The organism is Marinomonas sp. UCMA 3892 (genome assembly GCF_012726345.1).
GTDB lineage: Bacteria > Pseudomonadota > Gammaproteobacteria > Pseudomonadales > Marinomonadaceae > Marinomonas.
On record NZ_PTXN01000001.1, the window covers coordinates 219,151 to 237,611 of the forward strand.

General features: G+C 43.9%; 19 protein-coding genes. 13 read left to right on the forward strand and 6 right to left on the reverse strand.

Features of this window, described 5'->3' with window-relative positions:
• Positions 1 to 14: 14 nt before the first annotated feature.
• Positions 15 to 662: an orotate phosphoribosyltransferase gene (pyrE, locus tag B6N13_RS01130; RefSeq protein WP_011978448.1), complete on the forward strand. Its 648-nt coding sequence runs from the start codon at positions 15 to 17 to the stop codon at positions 660 to 662.
• A gap of 41 nt (positions 663 to 703) precedes the next feature.
• On the opposite strand, the gene slmA is transcribed toward pyrE, so the two are convergent.
• The 4 genes from slmA to coaBC all read right to left on the reverse strand — a co-directional run bounded on the left by slmA (position 704) and on the right by coaBC (position 4,325).
• On the reverse strand, positions 704 to 1,297 hold the full coding sequence (slmA, locus tag B6N13_RS01135) for a nucleoid occlusion factor SlmA (RefSeq protein ID WP_011978449.1): 594 nt from the start codon (positions 1,295 to 1,297) through the stop codon (positions 704 to 706).
• A 77-nt stretch (positions 1,298 to 1,374) separates the two neighbouring features.
• Positions 1,375 to 2,283, reverse strand: coding sequence for an acetylglutamate kinase (gene argB, locus B6N13_RS01140; protein WP_011978450.1), 909 nt, complete (start codon positions 2,281 to 2,283; stop codon positions 1,375 to 1,377).
• 322 nt (positions 2,284 to 2,605) lie between these two features.
• The gene (dut, locus tag B6N13_RS01145) at positions 2,606 to 3,064 is read right to left on the reverse strand and encodes a dUTP diphosphatase (protein WP_011978451.1); all 459 of its coding nucleotides are present in this window, start codon (positions 3,062 to 3,064) and stop codon (positions 2,606 to 2,608) included.
• 37 nt (positions 3,065 to 3,101) lie between these two features.
• A complete protein-coding gene (gene coaBC / locus B6N13_RS01150; protein ID WP_011978452.1) occupies positions 3,102 to 4,325 on the reverse strand; it encodes a bifunctional phosphopantothenoylcysteine decarboxylase/phosphopantothenate--cysteine ligase CoaBC in 1,224 nt (407 codons plus the stop codon).
• Between the two features lie 138 nt (positions 4,326 to 4,463).
• Here coaBC and radC point away from each other — a divergent pair, with 138 nt between their 5' ends.
• The 11 genes from radC (at position 4,464) to cdd (ending at position 14,118) form a co-directional block, all read left to right on the forward strand.
• Positions 4,464 to 5,138: a DNA repair protein RadC gene (gene radC, locus B6N13_RS01155; protein WP_011978453.1), complete on the forward strand. Its 675-nt coding sequence runs from the start codon at positions 4,464 to 4,466 to the stop codon at positions 5,136 to 5,138.
• A gap of 228 nt (positions 5,139 to 5,366) precedes the next feature.
• Positions 5,367 to 5,693: a helix-turn-helix domain-containing protein gene (locus tag B6N13_RS01160; RefSeq protein ID WP_011978454.1), complete on the forward strand. Its 327-nt coding sequence runs from the start codon at positions 5,367 to 5,369 to the stop codon at positions 5,691 to 5,693.
• Positions 5,687 to 7,003, forward strand: coding sequence for a type II toxin-antitoxin system HipA family toxin (locus B6N13_RS01165; protein WP_169458195.1), 1,317 nt, complete (start codon positions 5,687 to 5,689; stop codon positions 7,001 to 7,003). Before B6N13_RS01160 ends, B6N13_RS01165 begins: the two co-directional genes overlap by 7 nt.
• A 364-nt stretch (positions 7,004 to 7,367) precedes the next feature.
• Positions 7,368 to 7,604, forward strand: coding sequence for a 50S ribosomal protein L28 (gene rpmB / locus B6N13_RS01170; RefSeq protein ID WP_011978458.1), 237 nt, complete (start codon positions 7,368 to 7,370; stop codon positions 7,602 to 7,604).
• 11 nt (positions 7,605 to 7,615) lie between these two features.
• Positions 7,616 to 7,786 carry a 50S ribosomal protein L33 gene (gene rpmG, locus B6N13_RS01175; RefSeq protein ID WP_011978459.1) on the forward strand — a complete coding sequence of 57 codons (171 nt, stop codon included), beginning with the start codon at positions 7,616 to 7,618 and terminating at the stop codon, positions 7,784 to 7,786.
• A 161-nt stretch (positions 7,787 to 7,947) separates the two neighbouring features.
• Positions 7,948 to 8,766, forward strand: coding sequence for a bifunctional DNA-formamidopyrimidine glycosylase/DNA-(apurinic or apyrimidinic site) lyase (gene mutM, locus B6N13_RS01180; protein WP_011978460.1), 819 nt, complete (start codon positions 7,948 to 7,950; stop codon positions 8,764 to 8,766).
• 217 nt (positions 8,767 to 8,983) lie between these two features.
• A complete protein-coding gene (locus B6N13_RS01185; protein WP_011978461.1) occupies positions 8,984 to 9,976 on the forward strand; it encodes a BMP family ABC transporter substrate-binding protein in 993 nt (330 codons plus the stop codon).
• Positions 9,977 to 10,068: 92 nt separating this feature from the next.
• The gene (locus B6N13_RS01190; RefSeq protein ID WP_011978462.1) at positions 10,069 to 11,625 is read left to right on the forward strand and encodes an ABC transporter ATP-binding protein; all 1,557 of its coding nucleotides are present in this window, start codon (positions 10,069 to 10,071) and stop codon (positions 11,623 to 11,625) included.
• On the forward strand, positions 11,622 to 12,719 hold the full coding sequence (locus tag B6N13_RS01195; RefSeq protein WP_011978463.1) for an ABC transporter permease: 1,098 nt from the start codon (positions 11,622 to 11,624) through the stop codon (positions 12,717 to 12,719). The genes B6N13_RS01190 and B6N13_RS01195 overlap by 4 nt, the downstream gene beginning before the upstream one ends.
• A 9-nt stretch (positions 12,720 to 12,728) precedes the next feature.
• A complete protein-coding gene (locus B6N13_RS01200; RefSeq protein ID WP_169458196.1) occupies positions 12,729 to 13,697 on the forward strand; it encodes an ABC transporter permease in 969 nt (322 codons plus the stop codon).
• A gap of 1 nt (position 13,698) precedes the next feature.
• Positions 13,699 to 14,118 carry a cytidine deaminase gene (gene cdd / locus B6N13_RS01205; protein ID WP_011978465.1) on the forward strand — a complete coding sequence of 140 codons (420 nt, stop codon included), beginning with the start codon at positions 13,699 to 13,701 and terminating at the stop codon, positions 14,116 to 14,118.
• A 51-nt stretch (positions 14,119 to 14,169) separates the two neighbouring features.
• Here cdd and B6N13_RS01210 read toward each other — a convergent pair whose 3' ends face one another.
• Positions 14,170 to 15,249, reverse strand: a complete 1,080-nt coding sequence (locus tag B6N13_RS01210; protein WP_169458197.1) for an AbrB family transcriptional regulator — start codon at positions 15,247 to 15,249, stop codon at positions 14,170 to 14,172.
• A 293-nt stretch (positions 15,250 to 15,542) separates the two neighbouring features.
• On the opposite strand from B6N13_RS01210, the gene B6N13_RS01215 reads away from it, so the two are divergent.
• Entirely contained in the window at positions 15,543 to 15,926 is a 384-nt protein-coding gene (locus B6N13_RS01215) for a septal ring lytic transglycosylase RlpA family protein (protein WP_169458198.1), read from the forward strand.
• On the opposite strand, the gene B6N13_RS01220 is transcribed toward B6N13_RS01215, so the two are convergent.
• Complete coding sequence (locus B6N13_RS01220) at positions 15,923 to 18,355, reverse strand: GNAT family N-acetyltransferase (RefSeq protein ID WP_169458199.1); 2,433 nt, start codon at positions 18,353 to 18,355, stop codon at positions 15,923 to 15,925. The genes B6N13_RS01215 and B6N13_RS01220 overlap by 4 nt on opposite strands.
• Between the last annotated feature and the right edge of the window lie 106 nt (positions 18,356 to 18,461).

Sequence of the window (18,461 nt, forward strand, 5' to 3'; positions counted from 1 at the left end):
TTTCTGGAGTTGGCATGAAACCTTACCAAAGAGACTTTATCGAATTCGCTATTGAACAAAACGTGCTGCGCTTTGGCGAATTTACGCTTAAATCAGGTCGCGTAAGTCCTTACTTTTTTAATGCAGGCCTATTTAGTTCTGGGCAAGCATTAGCTAAATTAGGGCGCTTTTACGCAACCTCATTAATGGAAGCAAATGTTCCATTTGATGTTCTATTTGGCCCTGCCTATAAAGGCATTCCATTGGCAACGACCACAGCTGTTGCTCTCTATGATCATCATAATGTAGACACACCATACGTTTTCAACCGTAAAGAAGCAAAAACTCACGGTGAAGGCGGTTCTCTAGTGGGTGCTCCGTTAGCTGGTAACGTCATGATTATCGATGACGTTATTACTGCAGGAACCGCCATTCGAGAAGTGATGGCTATTATTCAACAAGCCAATGCCCTTCCGGCTGGTGTTCTTATCGCCTTGGATCGTCAAGAACGAGGCCAAGGTGAATTATCTGCTATCCAAGAAGTCGAACGTGACTTCGGTATGCCGGTTATTAGTATCGTATCTTTAAATGACATCATGACGTATTTGGCAGAACAGGATTCTCCTGAATTTGCGAAACATCTTGATGCTGTTAAAGCATATCGCCTCCAATACGGCATTTAATGTTAATGCAAATACTAAGGTTTGAGGTTTTTCCTCAAGCCTTAGCGATTTAGCATCAAGTTCTGTGCCAATACTGTCCATTGTTCAGGCCAAATTTCCATTGGCTTCACTTTGAACTCGCTACGAACGTAGTGGCGTATTTTTCCTTCGATAATAGCTATCAGGAAATTTGCACAAGGCGCAACGCCCATCGCAGGTCGTAAACCCTGTTTTAAATCTGCTTCACGAATAACTTGTTTTAGCTGGGTTTCAATCCGATCAAATACTTGGGTAATACGAACGCGTAAACGTTCCGTTTCGCCTGCTAACGCATCGGCTGTTAGCAAACGACACATGCCAGGGTTTTGTTCAGCAAACCCTAGTACTAGTGTAACAATCATCTCTATTCGAGCAATCACGTTACTTTCTTCTTGTACGATACGGTTAATACGAGTGAAGAGGCTTTCTTCAATAAACTCGATCAAACCTTCAAACATCTTGGCTTTACTGGGAAAATGACGATACAACGCCGCTTCTGACACACCAACTTGCTTTGCTAAAGCGGCCGTAGTAATACGTGCTCCTGGGCTGCTTTCTAGCATTTGAGCGAGCGCTTGCAATATCTGTGTGCGACGATCGTTTTTCTTGTTACTCATTTTTCGTGTCCAGTTTCTAACCAGTGTTGTTAATTGCTAGTATCGTTAAGTGATAGTATCAACAAAAGCGAAAAATCTTATTCGCCAACTTTAGTGTTTGATATAAGTGTACCAACACCAGTGTCGGTGAATATTTCCAATAAAGTCGCATGTGGAACTCGTCCATCAATAATATGAGCGCTTGTTACGCCAGCATTTACAGCTGATAGCGCGCAGCTGATCTTAGGTAACATACCGCCATAAATTGTGCCGTCAGCAATTAATGCATCGACTTGTGCTGTGCTTAATCCAGTTAATACATTGCCTTGTTTGTCCTGCACACCTGAAATATTAGTCAGTAGCATAAGCTTTTCTGCGCCAACCGCTTCGGCAACCTTGCCAGCAACAAGATCCGCATTGATGTTGTAAGAGTTGCCTTCGTCATCTACACCAATTGGTGCAATAACAGGAATCAGGTCGCTATTTTCAAAGAACTTTAGGAAGCTGGTGTCGACGCTGGCAACTTCGCCAACGTGGCCAATATCCACTTGTTCTGGTGCTGTCATACCTTCTGCTTGGTGTTTCACAAAAAGCTTCTTCGCTTTAATAAAGCGGCTGTCTTTACCTGTGATGCCGATGGCTTTACCGCCAGCTTCACAAATTAAATTAACGATTTCTTTATTTACTTGACCGCCAAGTACCATTTCAACCACATCCATGGTTGCAGTATCTGTAACGCGCATGCCATTGATAAATTTTGATTCTATGTTCAGTTTAGCAAGCATGTCACCAATTTGTGGGCCGCCACCGTGAACCACGATAGGGTTAATACCAATGGCTTTCATCAAAACGATATCTCGTGCAAACCCTGCTTGTAGGTTTTCATCTGTCATGGCATTGCCGCCGTATTTAATAACTAGCGTTTTACCAGCAAAGCGTTGAATGTAAGGAAGTGATTCACTTAAAACCTTAGCAACATCTAAAGCAGACTCACGAGAAAAAGCCACGGATTATGTACTCCTGTAAACAAAAATGGGTCGCACAAAAAAATATACAAACTTGATAGATGTATTGTTCTATCAACGACAAAATATACTTACTAAGTATGGCAAAACGGTGACAGTCAAGGCTGGCAACGAGTGTAAGCAACCACTTAGGTTTGAAATAATAGCGTGATCTTGAAGGATTAACTATAGAAATTTGTATGAAACTTACGAAGTTTAGACTTATGAAAGTTAATTTCGTTTGTGTGATGAATGATGGGTGAATGAATATGGTAACGAACACGAAAAGGGTGAATTAATCTCACTCTTTTCGTGTATTTTTTGCTTATTTTGTGCCTGTGTGGCCAAAGCCGCCTTCGCCACGCTCAGTGCTTTCGAATTCAGTAACAATATTAAATTCAGCTTGAACGACAGGTAGTAGAACTAATTGCGCAACACGCTCACCAGGTTCGATAGTGAATGTCGTATTACCGCGATTCCAACAGGAAACCATTAGTTCGCCTTGGTAGTCTGAGTCGATTAAACCAACCAAGTTACCCAAAACGATACCATGTTTATGACCTAATCCAGAGCGAGGCAAAATCGTCGCAGCCAGATTTGGGTCTTGAATATAAATAGACAAACCAGTTGGTAGTAGTGTCGTTTCACCCGGAGCAAGATCAATTGCTTGATCAAGGCAAGCGCGCAAATCTAAACCAGCAGAACCCTCAGTTGCGTAGGTTGGCAGCGGAATCTCTTTGCCGATTTTGTCGCTAAGGATTTTTAATTGAATAGCTTGTTTCATGTTTATCTTCTCTTTTTCTCTAAATTTGTAAGTACTGCTAAGACGATGACTTAATGTGTTGCTGAATAAATTCAACGAGTTGATTTGCTAGCTCGCTTTTTGTGGCTTTGTCAGGTGACCATGTTTTATCTTTCGTAATGATGGTGACTTGGTTTTCGTCTTGATTGAAGCCAATGTCTGCACGAGAAACATCATTGGCGATAATGATATCCAGTCCTTTGCGCTCTAACTTGCTTTTCGCGTATTCGATCACATTTTGTGTTTCTGCTGCAAAGCCAACGATAGTTTTGGCGCGTTTTTGTTGAGCAAGTGTCGCGATGATGTCTGGGTTTTTTACTAATGTCAGGGTGATTTCATCGGTATCGGATTGCTTTTTCATCTTCTGGTTGTTAGCGGCTTTCATTTTAAAGTCTGCAACCGCAGCGGCACCAATGAACACATCGGTTTGTGTGTTCATGCTTCGCTCACAAGCCGCCAGCATGTCATCGGCACTTTTTACAGCAATGATATTTGCGCCAGCTGGTGTGGCTATTTGCACTGGGCCACTTATTAATGTGACCTTTGCTCCGCGAGTTATCGCAGCAGTAGCAAGAGCGTAGCCCATTTTTCCAGAACTGTGATTGCTGATGAAGCGAACTGGATCGATGGCTTCCATGGTTGGACCTGCGGTAATAACCCAATGTTGTCCAGCTAGGTCTTGTGTAACAGAGGCGTCTTCAAAGTGAGTAGAGATCGCATTGAAAATATCACTCGGCTCGCTCATGCGCCCAGGCCCAATGTCACCGCAAGCTTGCGCACCATCAGCAGGTCCGATATTTAATACGCCTCGTTCGGTGAGTAGTTTTGCATTGGCTTGTGTTGCAGGATGACGCCACATGGCTTGGTTCATTGCAGGGGCAAGTAATACAGGTGACTCTGTGGCTAAACACAAGGTGCTTAATAGATCATTTGCCATACCTTGAGCATAACGTGCCATGAAGTCAGCAGAAGCGGGTGCTATCACAATTAAGTCTGCCCATTTTGCCAGTTCTATATGTCCCATTCCCGCTTCGGCATTTGGGTCTAATAAGGTGCTGCGTACTGGATGGCCAGAAATCGCTTGTAAGGTCATTTCCGTGACAAAAGCCTTTGCGCCTTCTGTTAAAACGACTTGCACCTCAGCGCCAGCCTTAGTTAGTAAACGAATTAACTCGATGCTTTTATAAGCTGCGATGCCGCCAGTAATACCTAATAAAATGCGTTTTTGAACGAGATTTGACATAAAAAAACTTCTCAATTCGATCTGTGATAGATAAGGTTAACAAATAAGGCAGGAAGCCTTTTGCGGTTATGTATACGCCGCCGCTATCATTTGCTTGTCTAAATAAGAGCAAGATTATCATGTATCAAGGAGTAGATCATGAGTATTAAACATTGGCCTGAACAAGAAAGGCCGCGCGAGAAGTTAATCCAGCAAGGTGCAGGTGCGCTAAGTGACTCTGAGCTCTTGGCTATTTTTCTTCGTACTGGAACCCAAGGTATCAGTGCGGTAGAGCTTGCTCGACAACTACTGGCTCAGTTTGGTGGGTTGCGTTCCTTAATGTCGGCCAGTCGAGAAGAGTTTTGCCAAGGCTTGGGTCTTGGTGATGCTAAATATACCCAGTTACAAGCTGTACTTGAGATGTCTAAGCGTCATTTACAAGAACAGCTGATGCGCGAAACGGTGTTCGCTAGTGCGGAACATGTTCGAACCTATCTTTCTTCCCAATTGCGTCATTCTCCACGAGAAGTCTTCGCGGTGCTTTTTTTGGATACCCAACACAGATTAATTCGCTATCAAGAACTCTTTATGGGAACCATTGACGCTGCGGCGGTTTACCCCCGTGAAGTCGTTAAAGCTGCGCTGCAATATAACGCCGCCGCGGTCATTCTTGCTCACAATCATCCTAGCGGTATCGCAGAACCTAGTCAGGCAGATATCAGTATTACCGATAAAATTAAACGAGCACTAGATCTTGTCGATGTGCGATTACTTGATCACTTTGTCGTCGGTGATGGCTTGCCTGTGTCGTTAGCAGAGAGAGGATTGGTTTAGGTACTGCTTTTAAGTCTGATAATAGAAAAATGAGAAGTAGTTTGTATGTGATTTAATTTTCTCATTTATATTAAGATCCCTATTTGGTTACTTTATATGGGTTTTTAGGTGTCAAAGTAACTGTTTTAGGACTTAGTGTTGTTTTTCTTGATGATCTGGTCGGAAAGTTCTAAATTTAGGACATAAAGGTTATTTTAATCTTACAATGTCACTATATTGGAACCTTGTATGACTATTGAAAAATCTGCGGCCGCTCTTTCAGAGGAGCTTGGTGAACGTTTAAAGCAGGCTAGGTTGAATCTTAATCTGACTCAGTCTGAGGTCGCGGCACTTGCTGGCGTTGCTCGGAAAACGGTTTTAAATGCCGAAAAAGGGAAAGTTCAATTAGAAGTGTTTGTGGCAATCATGATTGCACTGAATTTAACGGATCAATTGAATTTATTCCTGCCAAAACAAGAAATATCACCATTGCAACTGGCTAAGCTAGAGGGCAAAAAACGGCAGCGAGCGTCAGGAGTGCATCGAGAAAATAATAAAGGGAGATTAGAATGGTAATGGAAGTTATTAAGGTCTCTTATCAAGGTCATGATGTTGGGGCTGTAAGCTTTGATGTCGAAAAAGGCATAGGAGCTTTTGAATATACAGCAAGTTTTATAAAAAAAGGGATAGAGCTTTCTCCTCTTAAAATGCCGTTATCCAGACGGATTTTTAGTTTTCCTGAACTTGATTTTAATACCTTTAAAGGCTTGCCAGGCTTAATAGCAGATTCTCTCCCCGATAACTTTGGTAACTCAGTTCTTAATGCTTGGGTGGCAAGTCAAGGTAAGTCTCCTAATGATATTTCTCCTCTACAACGGCTTCAATACACAGGGAAAAGAGGTATGGGGGCTTTGGAGTATTCACCCGCTACAAAGCTGCGTAGCTTGAATGCATCACAGCAAGTAGAAATTCAATCACTTGTTTCAATCGCACAAGAAATTTTAGATTCTCGTGGTGTATTTGAGGTAGAGCTTAATAAGGATGGACGAGAAGAAAGAGAGGCAATGCTGTCGTTACTCTCTGTTGGTATGAGTGCTGGCGGAGCAAGACCTAAGGCTGTACTGGCATTTAATAAAGACTTTACTCAAGTTCGCTCTGGGCAAACGACCGTTCCTGAAGGCTTTACTCATTACCTAATGAAATTTGATGGTGTAAATGAACACAATCAGAACCAAGAGACATTTGGGGATCCCTTAGGTTACGGAGCTATGGAATTTGTTTATTATTTGATGGCCAAAAGTTGTGGTATTGAAATGATGCCCTGTAGGTTGCTTGAAGAAGGTGGCAGGCGGCACTTTATAACGCAGCGTTTTGATCGCGTAAGTAATACCAAAGTCCATGTCCAGACGCTCAATGGGTTGGCCCATGTTGACTACAATAAACCAGGCTCATTTTCCTATGCAGAAATATTCAGTGTGGCTCGGCAATTAAAACTGCCTGCAACTGATGCCCTGCAGATATTAAAGCGTATGGTATTTAATATTATTGCTCGGAATCATGATGATCATGCCAAAAATTTTGCTTTCATTCTGAGAGATGAGGGTTGGTCTTTAGCCCCTGCCTATGATTTGGCTTATAGCTACAAGCCCGGAAGTAAGTGGGTTAATAGCCATTGGATGAGTTTAAATGGAAAGAGAGATGGTTTTACGCGAGCTGATTTTTATAGTCTAGAGAAACTCAGCCCCTTATTTGGCAAGAGCAAAATTGACAGTATCGTCGATGAAACGATCGAATGTGTCTCCAGATGGCCGACTTTAGCCCAAGAGTGGGGTGTTCCTAAGTTACTAATAGAAGAAATTTATTCTAATTTAAGGCTTAATCTTTAGATCAACGACAGAAAGCTAAAACTCGTTAGTATCCTTAGTTTAGAGGGAGGTGTTAGCTACGTTGTCTTTTTAGAAAAACATAGTATTAGAAGAACACAGTATTAGAAGAACATAGTCGGGTTCTGCAGAGGTAGATGTTGGATTCGATAAGGAGCGCCATTATGTTTTTCTTTGATGCTTTTTGTTCGACAGAGTCAATTGATCATTTTTTTAACAAAAGAATTGCTCAATGGGTTGGCTTATGGGAAAATGCGCGCCGCTATATCCTCGGTATGGGATTTTTTTGATTCATAAGGAATCATGCTCCGCCTGAGGAAGTGAAACACTTCCAATAATCTTTCTGGATAGCAAAAGGTATTTAATTATGTCTCGCGTATGTCAAGTTACTGGGAAACGTCCTATTACAGGTAACAACGTTTCTCACTCAAAACGCCGTACTAAGCGTCGTTTTCTTCCTAACCTTCATTGGCACCGTTTTTGGGTCGAAGGTGAAAACCGCTACATCCGTTTACGTGTATCTTCTAAAGGTATGCGTATTATCGATAAAAAAGGTATTGAATCAGTTCTTGCTGAAATTCGTGCCAACGGCGAAAAAGTATAAGGATCTGAATCATGGCTTCTAAAGGCGCTCGCGATCTAATTCGCATGGTATCTTCTGCTGGTACTGGTCACTTTTACACAACTGACAAGAACAAGCGAAATACTCCTGACAAACTTGAAATGAAAAAGTTTGATCCAGTTGTACGTAAGCACGTTATGTACAAAGAAGCGAAAATTAAATAATTTTCTTTCTTTGTCAAAAGGAACCGACTCAATGAGTCGGTTTTTTTGTATCTAATAGAAACACTTTGTTCGTTTGGTCAATATTGCTTGTGTATTTACATGAAACTGAATCCCATGAGATGGTGAGATGATCTTTTTTAAGGTTTTACAGGAGATTACTTATGCCTGAGTTACCAGAAGTAGAAACCACCTTACGTGGCATCGAACCCAAATTAGTTGGGCGCTCTCTCGCTAGGGTCGATATCCGTCAGCCAAAGCTGCGCTGGTTAATCACCCCTGAGTTAAGCTCAGAAATGGTAGGTGAGGAAATTACTCATCTTTCTCGTCGTGGTAAATACATTGGCATTCATACGTCAAAAGGCACCTTGATTGTTCATCTTGGTATGTCTGGTAGCTTATATTTTGTGCCAGCCGAGACGCCGCCATTGTTCCATGATCATGTGGATTTTTGTTTTGCGGATGATGATGTGTGGTTGCGGTATACAGATCCTCGTCGCTTTGGTGCCATTCTGTGGACAACGGAAGATTGGCATGAGCATGAGCTAATCAAACACTTAGGCCCAGAGCCTTTGTCTGACATGTTCAATGCGGATATGTTGTATGTCCGAGCGAAAGGTCGCAAGGTTCCAATTAAGACCTTTATTATGGATAGTAAAGTGGTAGTGGGTGTAGGGAATATTTATGCCAATGAAGCCTTATTTAAGGCGGGGATTCGTCCCGATCGTTTGGCGGGTAACATTAGCAAAGCACGTTTGGCTCGCTTAGTTGAGTGCATTAAAGTAGTGCTAGCGGCTGCCATTAAACAGGGCGGAACGACGCTAAAAGACTTTGTTGGCGGTGATGGAAAACCTGGCTATTTTAAACAGGAGTTGGCAGTTTATGGTCGAGCTAATAAAGCTTGTGTCATATGTAGTAAACCACTTAAAGAGATTCGCCAAGCTCAGCGTAGTACTGTTTTTTGTATTAATTGCCAATCTTGACCGATTGTTTAGGTTAGGCATGAGAATTGCTACTCAGTTTGTTGGTTAAGTAAATACTCAGAAAAATTATTTTCGAGTGGGCTTTTTGTAAATACGTAAAAATGTTGCTTAAAATGTGCAGATTACATTGCGGTATTTTGCTAATCGGTTTATTTTTGACCAGTTAGGCAGGGTTTATGGTTGCCTAGATTAAATTACATATATAAGAGGAATTGGAATGAAAGCTGTCTTTCTTGCGTCCGTAACAGCGCTTGCTATCTCATCAACCATGGCTCACGCTGCGACAGAGCCAGCGGTTGTGTATGACCAAGCAGGTAAATTTGATAAGTCTTTTAACGAAGGCGTTTACAATGGCGTGAAAGAATACACGGCTGAGACGGGCATTCAGGTTCGAGAATTTGAACCTAAGAACGAAGCTCAGGTAGAGCAAGGGCTACGCCGCCTTGCTAAACGTGGTTATTCTCCTATCGTTACCGTTGGTTTCAACATGACTTCTGCGGTTGAGAAAGTCGCGAAAGATTTTCCTGAAGTCAACTTCACTATTATAGATGGCGTTATTGATCTTCCAAATGTTCAGTCTGTTGTTTTTAAAGAATACGAAGGCTCGTTCCTTGTTGGTGCTTTGGCTGCAATGGCTTCTAAAACTAATACTGTAAGCTTTGTCGGTGGTATGGATATTCCTCTGATTCGTAAGTTTGCTTGCGGATATGAGCAAGGCGTTAAATACCAATCTTCTAATGCCACTGTTTTGCAGAATATGACAGGCTCTACTGGTGCGGCGTTTAATGACCCAACAAAAGGTTCTGAATTGGCGAAGAGCCAGTTCTCTAAAGGCTCAGATGTTGTGTTTGCGGCTGCAGGTGGTACAGGTATCGGTGTATACCAAGCTGCAAAAGATGAAGGTAAATTGGCAATTGGTGTAGATTCAAACCAAAACCATGTTCAGCCAGGCACCATGCTAACGTCTATGGTTAAGCGCGTAGATCAAGCGGCTTACAAAACGTACAAAGATGCGGCAGCTGGTACTTGGAAACCTGGTTTGGTTGTTTTAGGTTTGGCTGACGGTGGTGTTGATTGGGCTCTAGATGACAACAACGCAAGCTTAATTACAGATGATATGAAAGCGAAAATGAAAGAAATTCGTGCAAAAATCATCAGTGGTGAAATTAAAGTTCACGATTATATGTCAGATAACACTTGTAACTACTAAGTTACATCATAAGACAGTTACTTGCATTGAGCAGGTAACTGTCTTTTTTGTTCTAGTGTGTTCCATTTTAAGCAGATGAATTACTTTTAGATATGACGAATAAAACAATGCCATACGCAATTGAATTGCGAGACATCAGTAAACGTTTTGGTGCGGTTCAGGCCAATAAAGACATTTGCTTACAAGTTCCAGCTGGCACGATTCACGGTATTATCGGTGAAAACGGCGCGGGAAAGTCTACTTTGATGAGTATCATTTATGGCTTTTATGAAGCCGATACGGGTCACATTGAAGTGGATGGTAAGCGCGTTGATATTCGTAGCTCTCAAGATGCTATTAATGCTGGCATAGGTATGGTGCATCAGCATTTTATGCTGGTAGAAAATTTTAGTGTTCTTGAGAACGTGATTCTAGGTGCAGAAGGTGGCGCGGTACTGAAGAATGGTATCGGTCAAGCGCGCGTAGAATTGCAGCGACTAGCTCATGAATACAGTTTGGATATTGATGTAGATGCAATCGTAGAGGAACTTCCGGTTGGTTTACAGCAACGAGTTGAGATCTTAAAAGCGCTATATCGTGGCGCGCGCATCCTTATATTGGATGAGCCCACAGGCGTATTGACACCACAAGAAGCAGATCACCTGTTTCGCATTCTAAAAGCCCTAAAAGATCAGGGCGTTACCGTATTGTTAATCACCCACAAATTACGTGAAATAATGGCTTCCACCGACAATGTGTCGGTGATGCGCCAAGGCGAAATGGTTGCTCATCGAGAAACCGCTCACACCAGTAAGGAAGATCTTGCCGAATTGATGGTGGGCAAAAAAGTCCGTTTAACAGTCGATAAAGATGAAGCTCAACCCAGTGAAGTGCTGTTGTCTGCGCAAAACTTGTCGCAGTTTGACAGCCAAGGCGTTAAACGCTTAAAGAATGTAAGTCTAGAGCTGCGTGCTGGTGAAATTCTGGGTATTGCTGGCGTATCTGGCAATGGGCAGAGTGAATTATTGAATGTCCTATCTGGTATCACACCTATGGACGAGGGCGAGATTCACTTTGCTGGTCAAGTTATCACTGCGAAAGCGCCAAAAAATGCTGCACAAATGCGTGATTTGAAGATGGCTCATGTGCCAGAAGATCGCCACAAAATGGGGTTGGTCACTGGTTTTGAAGCGTATGAAGCTGCTGTGTTGGGCTATCATAATTCGCCTGTTTATAATGGCAAAATTCTAATGAATCGCAAGGTAATGCTCGATGAATGCAATGAGCGCATGGCGGCTTGGGATGTGCGTCCACCGAATCCTCATTTGAAAACGGCGAATTTTTCCGGTGGTAACCAGCAAAAAATAGTTATTGCCCGTGAAGTTGAGCAAAACCCTGAAGTATTATTGATTGGCCAGCCAACTCGTGGCGTTGATATTGGTGCAATTGAAAATATTCACGAACAAATCGTTAAATTAAGAGACTCAGGTAAAGCCATTTTACTTGTGTCCGTTGAGTTGGATGAAATTATGGCACTGAGTGATCGCATCATTGTGATGTTTGACGGTGCGGTTGTCGGTGAGCTTGATGCAAAAGATGCCGATGAACGAACCCTTGGCCTGATGATGGCTAATGCTTTCAATGAAGAGCAAGAAGGGGTGTCCGCATGAGTCAGGCGAAAGTCCCTACTTGGGTAAATATTGCCCTTATTCCTGTGCTAAATATTATGTTGGCTTTCTTGGTTTCTGGATTGGTGATTCTTGCCATTGGTGAAAACCCAATTGAAGCTGCTGGATATCTTATTTATGGCGCTTTTGGTTACGACGAAGGTATTGGTTACACGCTTTACTACGCAACAAACCTTATTTTTACAGGCTTAGCTGTGTCTGTAGCCTTTAAAGGTGGTTTGTTCAATATCGGTGGTGAAGGGCAAGCTTATATTGGTGGTCTAGGTGTTGGTTTGATCTGTTTGTCACTGGATCACACCATGCCATTATATGTGATTGCGCCTTTGGCTGTAATTGGTGCGGCAGTTTTTGGGGCTGCATGGGCCTACATTCCAGCTTATTTACAAGCTCGTCGCGGTAGCCACATTGTTATCACCACTATCATGTTTAACTTTATTGCTTCTTCTTTGATGGTTTACTTGATCGTAAACTGGTTAAAAGAAGATGGCCGTATGGCGCCAAATAGCCGAACTTTTGAAGAAAGTGCTTGGTTGCCTTATTTACATGAACTGCTTTCTCCATTGGGGATCGAAATTGGTGACTCACCGCTGAACCTTGCTTTCATTTGGGCTTTGTTGTGTTGCGTGTTTGTGTGGGGATTGATTTGGCACACCCGTTGGGGTTATCAGCTGCGTACGCTAGGAACTAACCCTACGGCCGCACGTTACGCTGGTATTGATACTGCAAAAGTGACTATTTGGGCTATGTTGATTTCTGGTGGCTTGGCAGGTTTTGTTGGGCTTAACGAAATTATGGGTGTTAACCATAACTTATTGCTTAACTTTACGGCAGGTTACGGTTTTGCTGGTATTGCTGTAGCCTTGATGGGACGTAATCATCCGATTGGTATTATTCTTGCGGCTATTCTATTTGGTGCCTTGTACCAAGGAGGCGCTGAGTTAGCATTTGAAATCCCAACCATTACGCCTGAGATTGTCGTTGTTATTCAAGGTTTAGTGATTCTATTCTCTGGTGCGCTTGAGCATATGTTCAAGGATCGTATCGAAGGCTTTTTTATTCGCAGAGCGGTCGCGTAGGGGAAAACTATGTTTGAAACATTAATACTCATGTTAGACGCGACAATGCGCGTATCCACCCCGCTTATCTTTGCTGCGTTAGCTGGCTTGTATTCTGAACGTGCGGGTATTGTTGATATCGGTCTAGAAGGTAAGATTTTAGGTAGTGCCTTTGCTGCAGCAGCCGCAGCCGCTGTTTTTGGTTCGGCTTGGATAGGTTTGTGCTTTGGCATATTGGCCTCTGTTAGCTTAGCTATGATCCACGGCTTCGCTTGTATTACTCACCGCGGCGATCACATCGTTTCTGGTGTGGCGATTAATACTATTGTGGCGGGCTTGACGGTTACTTTGTCTATGCACTGGTTTGGTATGGGCGGACAAACACCGGCACTGGTTGGTGATGCGCGCTTCTTAGACATTACTTTCCCATTTGCTGATGCAATGGAGAGTGTGCCTGTGATCGGACAAATCTATTCGAATTTGCTTAGCGGTCATAACATTTTGGTTTATTTGGCCTTTGTTATGGTGCCAGTGACCTATTGGATAATTTACAAAACTCGCTTTGGCTTGCGCCTTCGTGCGGTGGGGGAGAACCCTCATGCGGTTGATACGGCTGGCATTTCAGTGTCTTTCATTCGCTACCGCGCTTTGATTATTTGTGGCATTTTATGTGGCCTTGCTGGCGCGTATTTGTCTACAGCCCATAACGCGGGTTTCTTGAAAGACATGAGCGCGGGTAAAGGCTACATGGCATTGGCTGCGCTTATCTTTGGTAAATGGCGTCCAGTTCCAGTATTACTTGCTTGTTTGTTGTTTGGTTTCTTAGACGCTGTTGCGGTTCGTATGCAGGGTGTGGTGATTCCAGGTATTGGTGAAGTACCAGTGCAAGCAATCGAAGTATTGCCTTATGTGTTGACTGTCTTGTTATTGGCAGGTTTCATCGGCAAAGCTGTTGGGCCAAAAGCTATCGGTCGCCCTTACGTGAAAGAACGAGCCTAACATGCCAAATAAGGAGCAAAGCGCTGAATTATTTGCATTGGCTAAAGAAGCGATGAATAAAGCCTATGTGCCTTATTCTCGCTTTCATGTGGGCGCGGCGATTTTAACGGCTGGTGGCAGGATTTATTCTGGTTGCAACGTGGAAAACGCTGCGTTTCCAGAAGGAACCTGTGCGGAAGCGGGCGCGATTGCGTCTATGGTGCTGGGTGGCGATACGCTGATCAAAGATATCTTTGTGATTGGTAAAGGTGAGGAATTGGTAACTCCTTGTGGTGGCTGCCGTCAGAAGATTCGAGAGTTTTCTTCTGTGGATACCATGATTCATATTTGTGGCGCAGAAGGTGTGAGAAAATCCCTCACTATGAACGAGCTGTTACCCTTCTCCTTTGGTCCAGAAAATCTTGACCAGCAAGCCAGTTAGATGTCAGAGCTAAATCATGATTAACAAACCACCTTCGGGTGGTTTTTTCGTTTAGGCGGTCTTATTTGTTGAAAGCCAGCGAGCAAGCATTGGTCCTGCAATTAGTACCAATAGAAAGCGAGCAACCTGCATGGCCATAACAAACGAAACATCGGCATTAGTCGATGCGGCAATAATAGCAACAGAATCAGCCCCGCCTGGGCTGGTGGCAAGGAAAGCCGTGAGCGGGTCGATATCGGCAAAAGTAATCAAAAGCATGGCCAAGCAAGCATTAATCGCAATCAACGCCAGAATTGCACCTAATACATGAGGAAAGACATGCCAAGCGTGCTGCAACACTTGTCGAGTGAAGCGAAAGCCAATCCCCCAACCCAGCATTGCAAAGCTAATCGCCAAGCACCAATGGGGCAGAACAATCGGTAAAATACCGGAGAACTTGATCACCAACCCTACTGCAAGAGAAAGCAGCAAAGGCCCACTTGGTAAGCGCAGTTTTACACCCGCAATGCTCGCTACCAAAATGACTGATAGCGTAATGCCAAAACCAGACCATGACGACACGCCAAGCCAGTCAATCGGTTCAGCTGCAACACCATCGACGTGAAATATCGCCGCAACAATCGTTGCTGCGATAGCGCAGCAAGCCACACGTAAATACTGCATAAAAGCGACCAGTCGCATGTCCGCTCCGTAAGACTCAGACATAATAGTCATTGCGGATGCCGCGCCGGGAGAAGAACCCCAAATGGCAGTGGTGCCGGGCAATAATCCGCTACGACTAAGCAGCCAGCCCAAAAAGCTGGATGCGACAATCGTCGAGACAGTGCCAATTAGAAACAATGGCCATTCCATGGATATTTTCGCAAAGACTGTCAGTGGAAGGCTGTTAGCTATCATCATACCCAAAACACCTTGAGCCATTAAAAACATTGGCTTTGGTAGTTTCATGCCTGCACCGCAGGTGGCTAAAATAATCGCTGTAATCATCGGGCCAAGTAGCAGAGCAGCGGGCAAATTAGCGTATTCAAAACAAACCACTAAAACAAAAGATACCGCTAATAATACGGTTAATCGCCAGGTTGTTGGCCAACGAGAAGGCGTTTTACAAAGTGATAAAAAGCGAGAAGTCATGTCTATCTGTCGAAAAAATCAGTGAGTATTAATGGCGCGAAGCATACCTTAAATGAGCAGATATTATTGGCGTCTCTGGTGATGTTAGCCATACTTGCAACTTATGTTGGTGCATTGCCACGTTGAGAGTTGCTGTAAGCATTCAGACAAAGAATAGAAATATACACCAAAAACCTGACAAGAAGCTGACTGATGTTTCGCAAGGTTGAGTTTGCTAGATGGACGTATCTGTTACTATGGGTTAATAGCATAGCATCTAAAAATCAAAGCGACTTAAAGGAAAAGAAAAAACAATGCGAAAAATTAGCACCTTATGTTGGGTAATCTTGTCTCTTGTTTTAACCGCATGCGCAAGTGGCCCAATCAGTCGCTCCGATTCAGTAGGGTTTGAAGAAAGCGGCGGAGCCAGTTATTACGCCATGAAGTATCAAGGGCGCAAAACGGCTAGCGGAGAATTGTTTGATCAAAAAGCCATGACTGCCGCTCATAAACGATTGCCTTTTGGCTCTAAAGTAAAAGTCACCAATGTCGCCAATGGCAAAAGTGTCGTAGTGCGAGTTAATGACCGTGGACCATTCGTTCGTGGCCGCATTATTGACCTGAGTAAATCGGCTTTTCAGCGCATCGGTAATACTCGAGATGGTGTTATTGAGGTAGAAATAGAAGTACTTCGCTAGGAAGCTTCGTTTCGGCACTTCTCAAGCAAACTCGGTGTCAGCTTAATGCTGGCAATCATTTGACCAAAATCATCTGGATCTCGCTGGATGGTGAATCCTAGATGACGACAGAAGTCGATCATGCGTTTGTTTTCGGCTAAGACAATTCCCTTCATTATGCGAATGCCTTTGTCTGCGGCGACTTGTATTAGTCGTCGCATGAGGTATGAAGCTAAGCCCAAACCTTGGAATTCATCGCCAAGTACCACGGCAAACTCACAACTTTGATCGTCGAAGTTATCTATGTATCGCGCGGTGCCGATCAATAAATCTTGGTCGTCTCGCTGAATCACCGCGAGTAAGGCCATTTCTCGGTCATAGTCGATGTGAGACATGCTGGCAAGCATACGCGGCGTCAGTTCTTCGATATTGGAGATAAAACGAAAGTAGCGAGTCTCGTGAGACATGCTGCGAACAAAATCGGCTAAAATGCCAGAATCTCTCGGTAAAACTGGTCTAACGGTGGCGATCTCGTCATTTTTCAATACTCGCTCCGACACCCATTGTCTTGGGTATGGGTGAATGGCGAGATGTTCATAACGACGCCAATTTTTGCAAAGACGAAGATTGGCCGAGACGTCAGCGTAAACACTCCCACTGTCATGGAGCCTCACATCGGCCATTTCTAGGCTTTCAATTTCAGGTAATTCACACACCATAGAGGATAAGTTGCGCAGTAAACTTTCTAGCTCAAATGACTCTTCACCAGGAAAGGCGCGTTGAATTAAATCTTTCGCCAAAATAGTATTAAGTGGCGGCAAGGCAACGGCTTCAGCTTGTTTGTGTTGCTGGGCACCTTCTAATGACAAACCAATGGCAGGGCCAAATACTTTATCCTGAAATACTCGTAAATGGATTGGCGCGGATAGCTGATTTGAGGCCTGACGGCGAGTAATTAAGCGAATATGAAACAGCTCAAAAATATCTCGTAATGAATCCGTATAAGGTGTTTTTTCAATCTGTTTGAGTTCTTGTTTACGTTCTTGTTTAAAAAGACGATTGAGCGTTTTTGTAGCTTCAGATACATCAATTTTAAAACGAAATGCGTGACTGTCAGGCGATTGTTTGGCGAGTAATTGGTTACGCTGGAATTGCACCAAGAACTGAAAGCCTTCAATCGCTGTTTCTGGGGTACGGAAGGTAGGAATACCGGCTTCGTTAATACGCGTACGCATTTTGGTCATGTTGCCGCCGCCCAGCAAGCACACCATGACGAGCTTTTTCTGCGTGCGATGCAACTTAATGATGAGATCATATAATGAGTCTATGTCGATGAGTGCCGTTGGGCTTAGTGTTAGTAACACAGCACCACAATCTTCACTGTGCAAGGCATCGGCGGCGAGATCGATGAATAGATCTGTGGCGCAACTTGCCCAAACCGTTGTCACCGGGCCAATTCCACCACGACCCGCCATGGTGGATTCCAATCTATTGTGCAGCTCGCCTTGTGGCGTGAGTAGATCAATGCCTAATTCCATTGCGCGCTGCGCTGCGAGTTCCCCCGGCCCCGCGCCGTTTCCAATAATTAACAACGAGCCATCTTTGACCCGACGGGCGTTTGTCATTACCGAGGCGGCCGCAATTAAATCATTCAAGCGTCGTCCACGTACTGCACCGGTTCGGCTGAGTGCTGCGTCGAGGACTCGCTCATCGGCACCGACGGAATGCTCAGTCACGACAGCAACCGGTTTGCTTCGCCCCGTGGCGCGTAAGCTGCTGAGGAAACGTGTCGGGCGACCAATTTTTTGCAAATACATCAAAATAGCCTGACTATCAAAATCAGTGGATAAATAATCCAACACTTGCGACGGCATTACATCGACAGGCGACCCCATAGAAACTACTTGGGAAAATCCGATGCCTTGCCATGTTGCCCAGTCAACAAGGGCACTGGCGACCGTACCAGATTGCGACATTAAGGCTAAACGTCCCGATAATGGTTGAGTTAAACCAAGCCAAGCAAACACGCCTTGTTTCGGCCGACAAATACCAAAACTGTTCGGGCCAAGTAGTCGAACATTGTGTTTGCGCAGCGCTTCAACCAAGGATTCTTGACTGTCACCTGTCCAAGACAACATGAGTAAAGAACCAATGTTTGCAGCGCCACAGGCGGCAATAATGTCTTCCATGGAAGGTTGACATTCTTTTGCAGAATAAGAGCCAACTAACACGGCAAGATCAGGGCTTGTGGTTAATTCGCCGAGCGTTGAAAAAAGCGGGAAAGAGAACTCTGTCGCAGGCTGAACACCAACAAGACTAACCGGACAGGACTTTTTTGTATGAGATAAGGACGTTAACAGTGCCAGCATGAGAGGGTCGTGCGCATCATCGCCAGTGAGCACCACCATCGACTTTGGGGCGAGTAGAGATTGTAATGCGTGTTGGCTCACTTAATTTTCTCCAAAATTTAATTTTGAGGCAGTAGCAACGACTTGAGACTGTATCATAGTCTTGTTAATACGAATTGTAGACCATGGTAGGGTAGACTGTCCTCGT

Excerpts from the sequence above, each read along its gene's own strand:
- B6N13_RS01190 (WP_011978462.1), top strand. The coding sequence starts at position 10,069 with ATGACGAATAAAACAATGCCATACGCAATTGAATTGCGAGACATCAGT.
- radC (WP_011978453.1), top strand. The coding sequence starts at position 4,464 with ATGAGTATTAAACATTGGCCTGAACAAGAAAGGCCGCGCGAGAAGTTA.
- pyrE (WP_011978448.1), top strand. The coding sequence starts at position 15 with ATGAAACCTTACCAAAGAGACTTTATCGAATTCGCTATTGAACAAAAC.
- B6N13_RS01215 (WP_169458198.1), top strand. The coding sequence starts at position 15,543 with ATGCGAAAAATTAGCACCTTATGTTGGGTAATCTTGTCTCTTGTTTTA.
- dut (WP_011978451.1), bottom strand. The coding sequence starts at position 3,064 with ATGAAACAAGCTATTCAATTAAAAATCCTTAGCGACAAAATCGGCAAA.
- B6N13_RS01185 (WP_011978461.1), top strand. The coding sequence starts at position 8,984 with ATGAAAGCTGTCTTTCTTGCGTCCGTAACAGCGCTTGCTATCTCATCA.
- B6N13_RS01165 (WP_169458195.1), top strand. The coding sequence starts at position 5,687 with ATGGTAATGGAAGTTATTAAGGTCTCTTATCAAGGTCATGATGTTGGG.
- B6N13_RS01200 (WP_169458196.1), top strand. The coding sequence starts at position 12,729 with ATGTTTGAAACATTAATACTCATGTTAGACGCGACAATGCGCGTATCC.
- rpmG (WP_011978459.1), top strand. The coding sequence starts at position 7,616 with ATGGCTTCTAAAGGCGCTCGCGATCTAATTCGCATGGTATCTTCTGCT.
- slmA (WP_011978449.1), bottom strand. The coding sequence starts at position 1,297 with ATGAGTAACAAGAAAAACGATCGTCGCACACAGATATTGCAAGCGCTC.
- mutM (WP_011978460.1), top strand. The coding sequence starts at position 7,948 with ATGCCTGAGTTACCAGAAGTAGAAACCACCTTACGTGGCATCGAACCC.
- rpmB (WP_011978458.1), top strand. The coding sequence starts at position 7,368 with ATGTCTCGCGTATGTCAAGTTACTGGGAAACGTCCTATTACAGGTAAC.
- coaBC (WP_011978452.1), bottom strand. The coding sequence starts at position 4,325 with ATGTCAAATCTCGTTCAAAAACGCATTTTATTAGGTATTACTGGCGGC.
- B6N13_RS01210 (WP_169458197.1), bottom strand. The coding sequence starts at position 15,249 with ATGACTTCTCGCTTTTTATCACTTTGTAAAACGCCTTCTCGTTGGCCA.
- B6N13_RS01195 (WP_011978463.1), top strand. The coding sequence starts at position 11,622 with ATGAGTCAGGCGAAAGTCCCTACTTGGGTAAATATTGCCCTTATTCCT.
- cdd (WP_011978465.1), top strand. The coding sequence starts at position 13,699 with ATGCCAAATAAGGAGCAAAGCGCTGAATTATTTGCATTGGCTAAAGAA.
- B6N13_RS01160 (WP_011978454.1), top strand. The coding sequence starts at position 5,367 with ATGACTATTGAAAAATCTGCGGCCGCTCTTTCAGAGGAGCTTGGTGAA.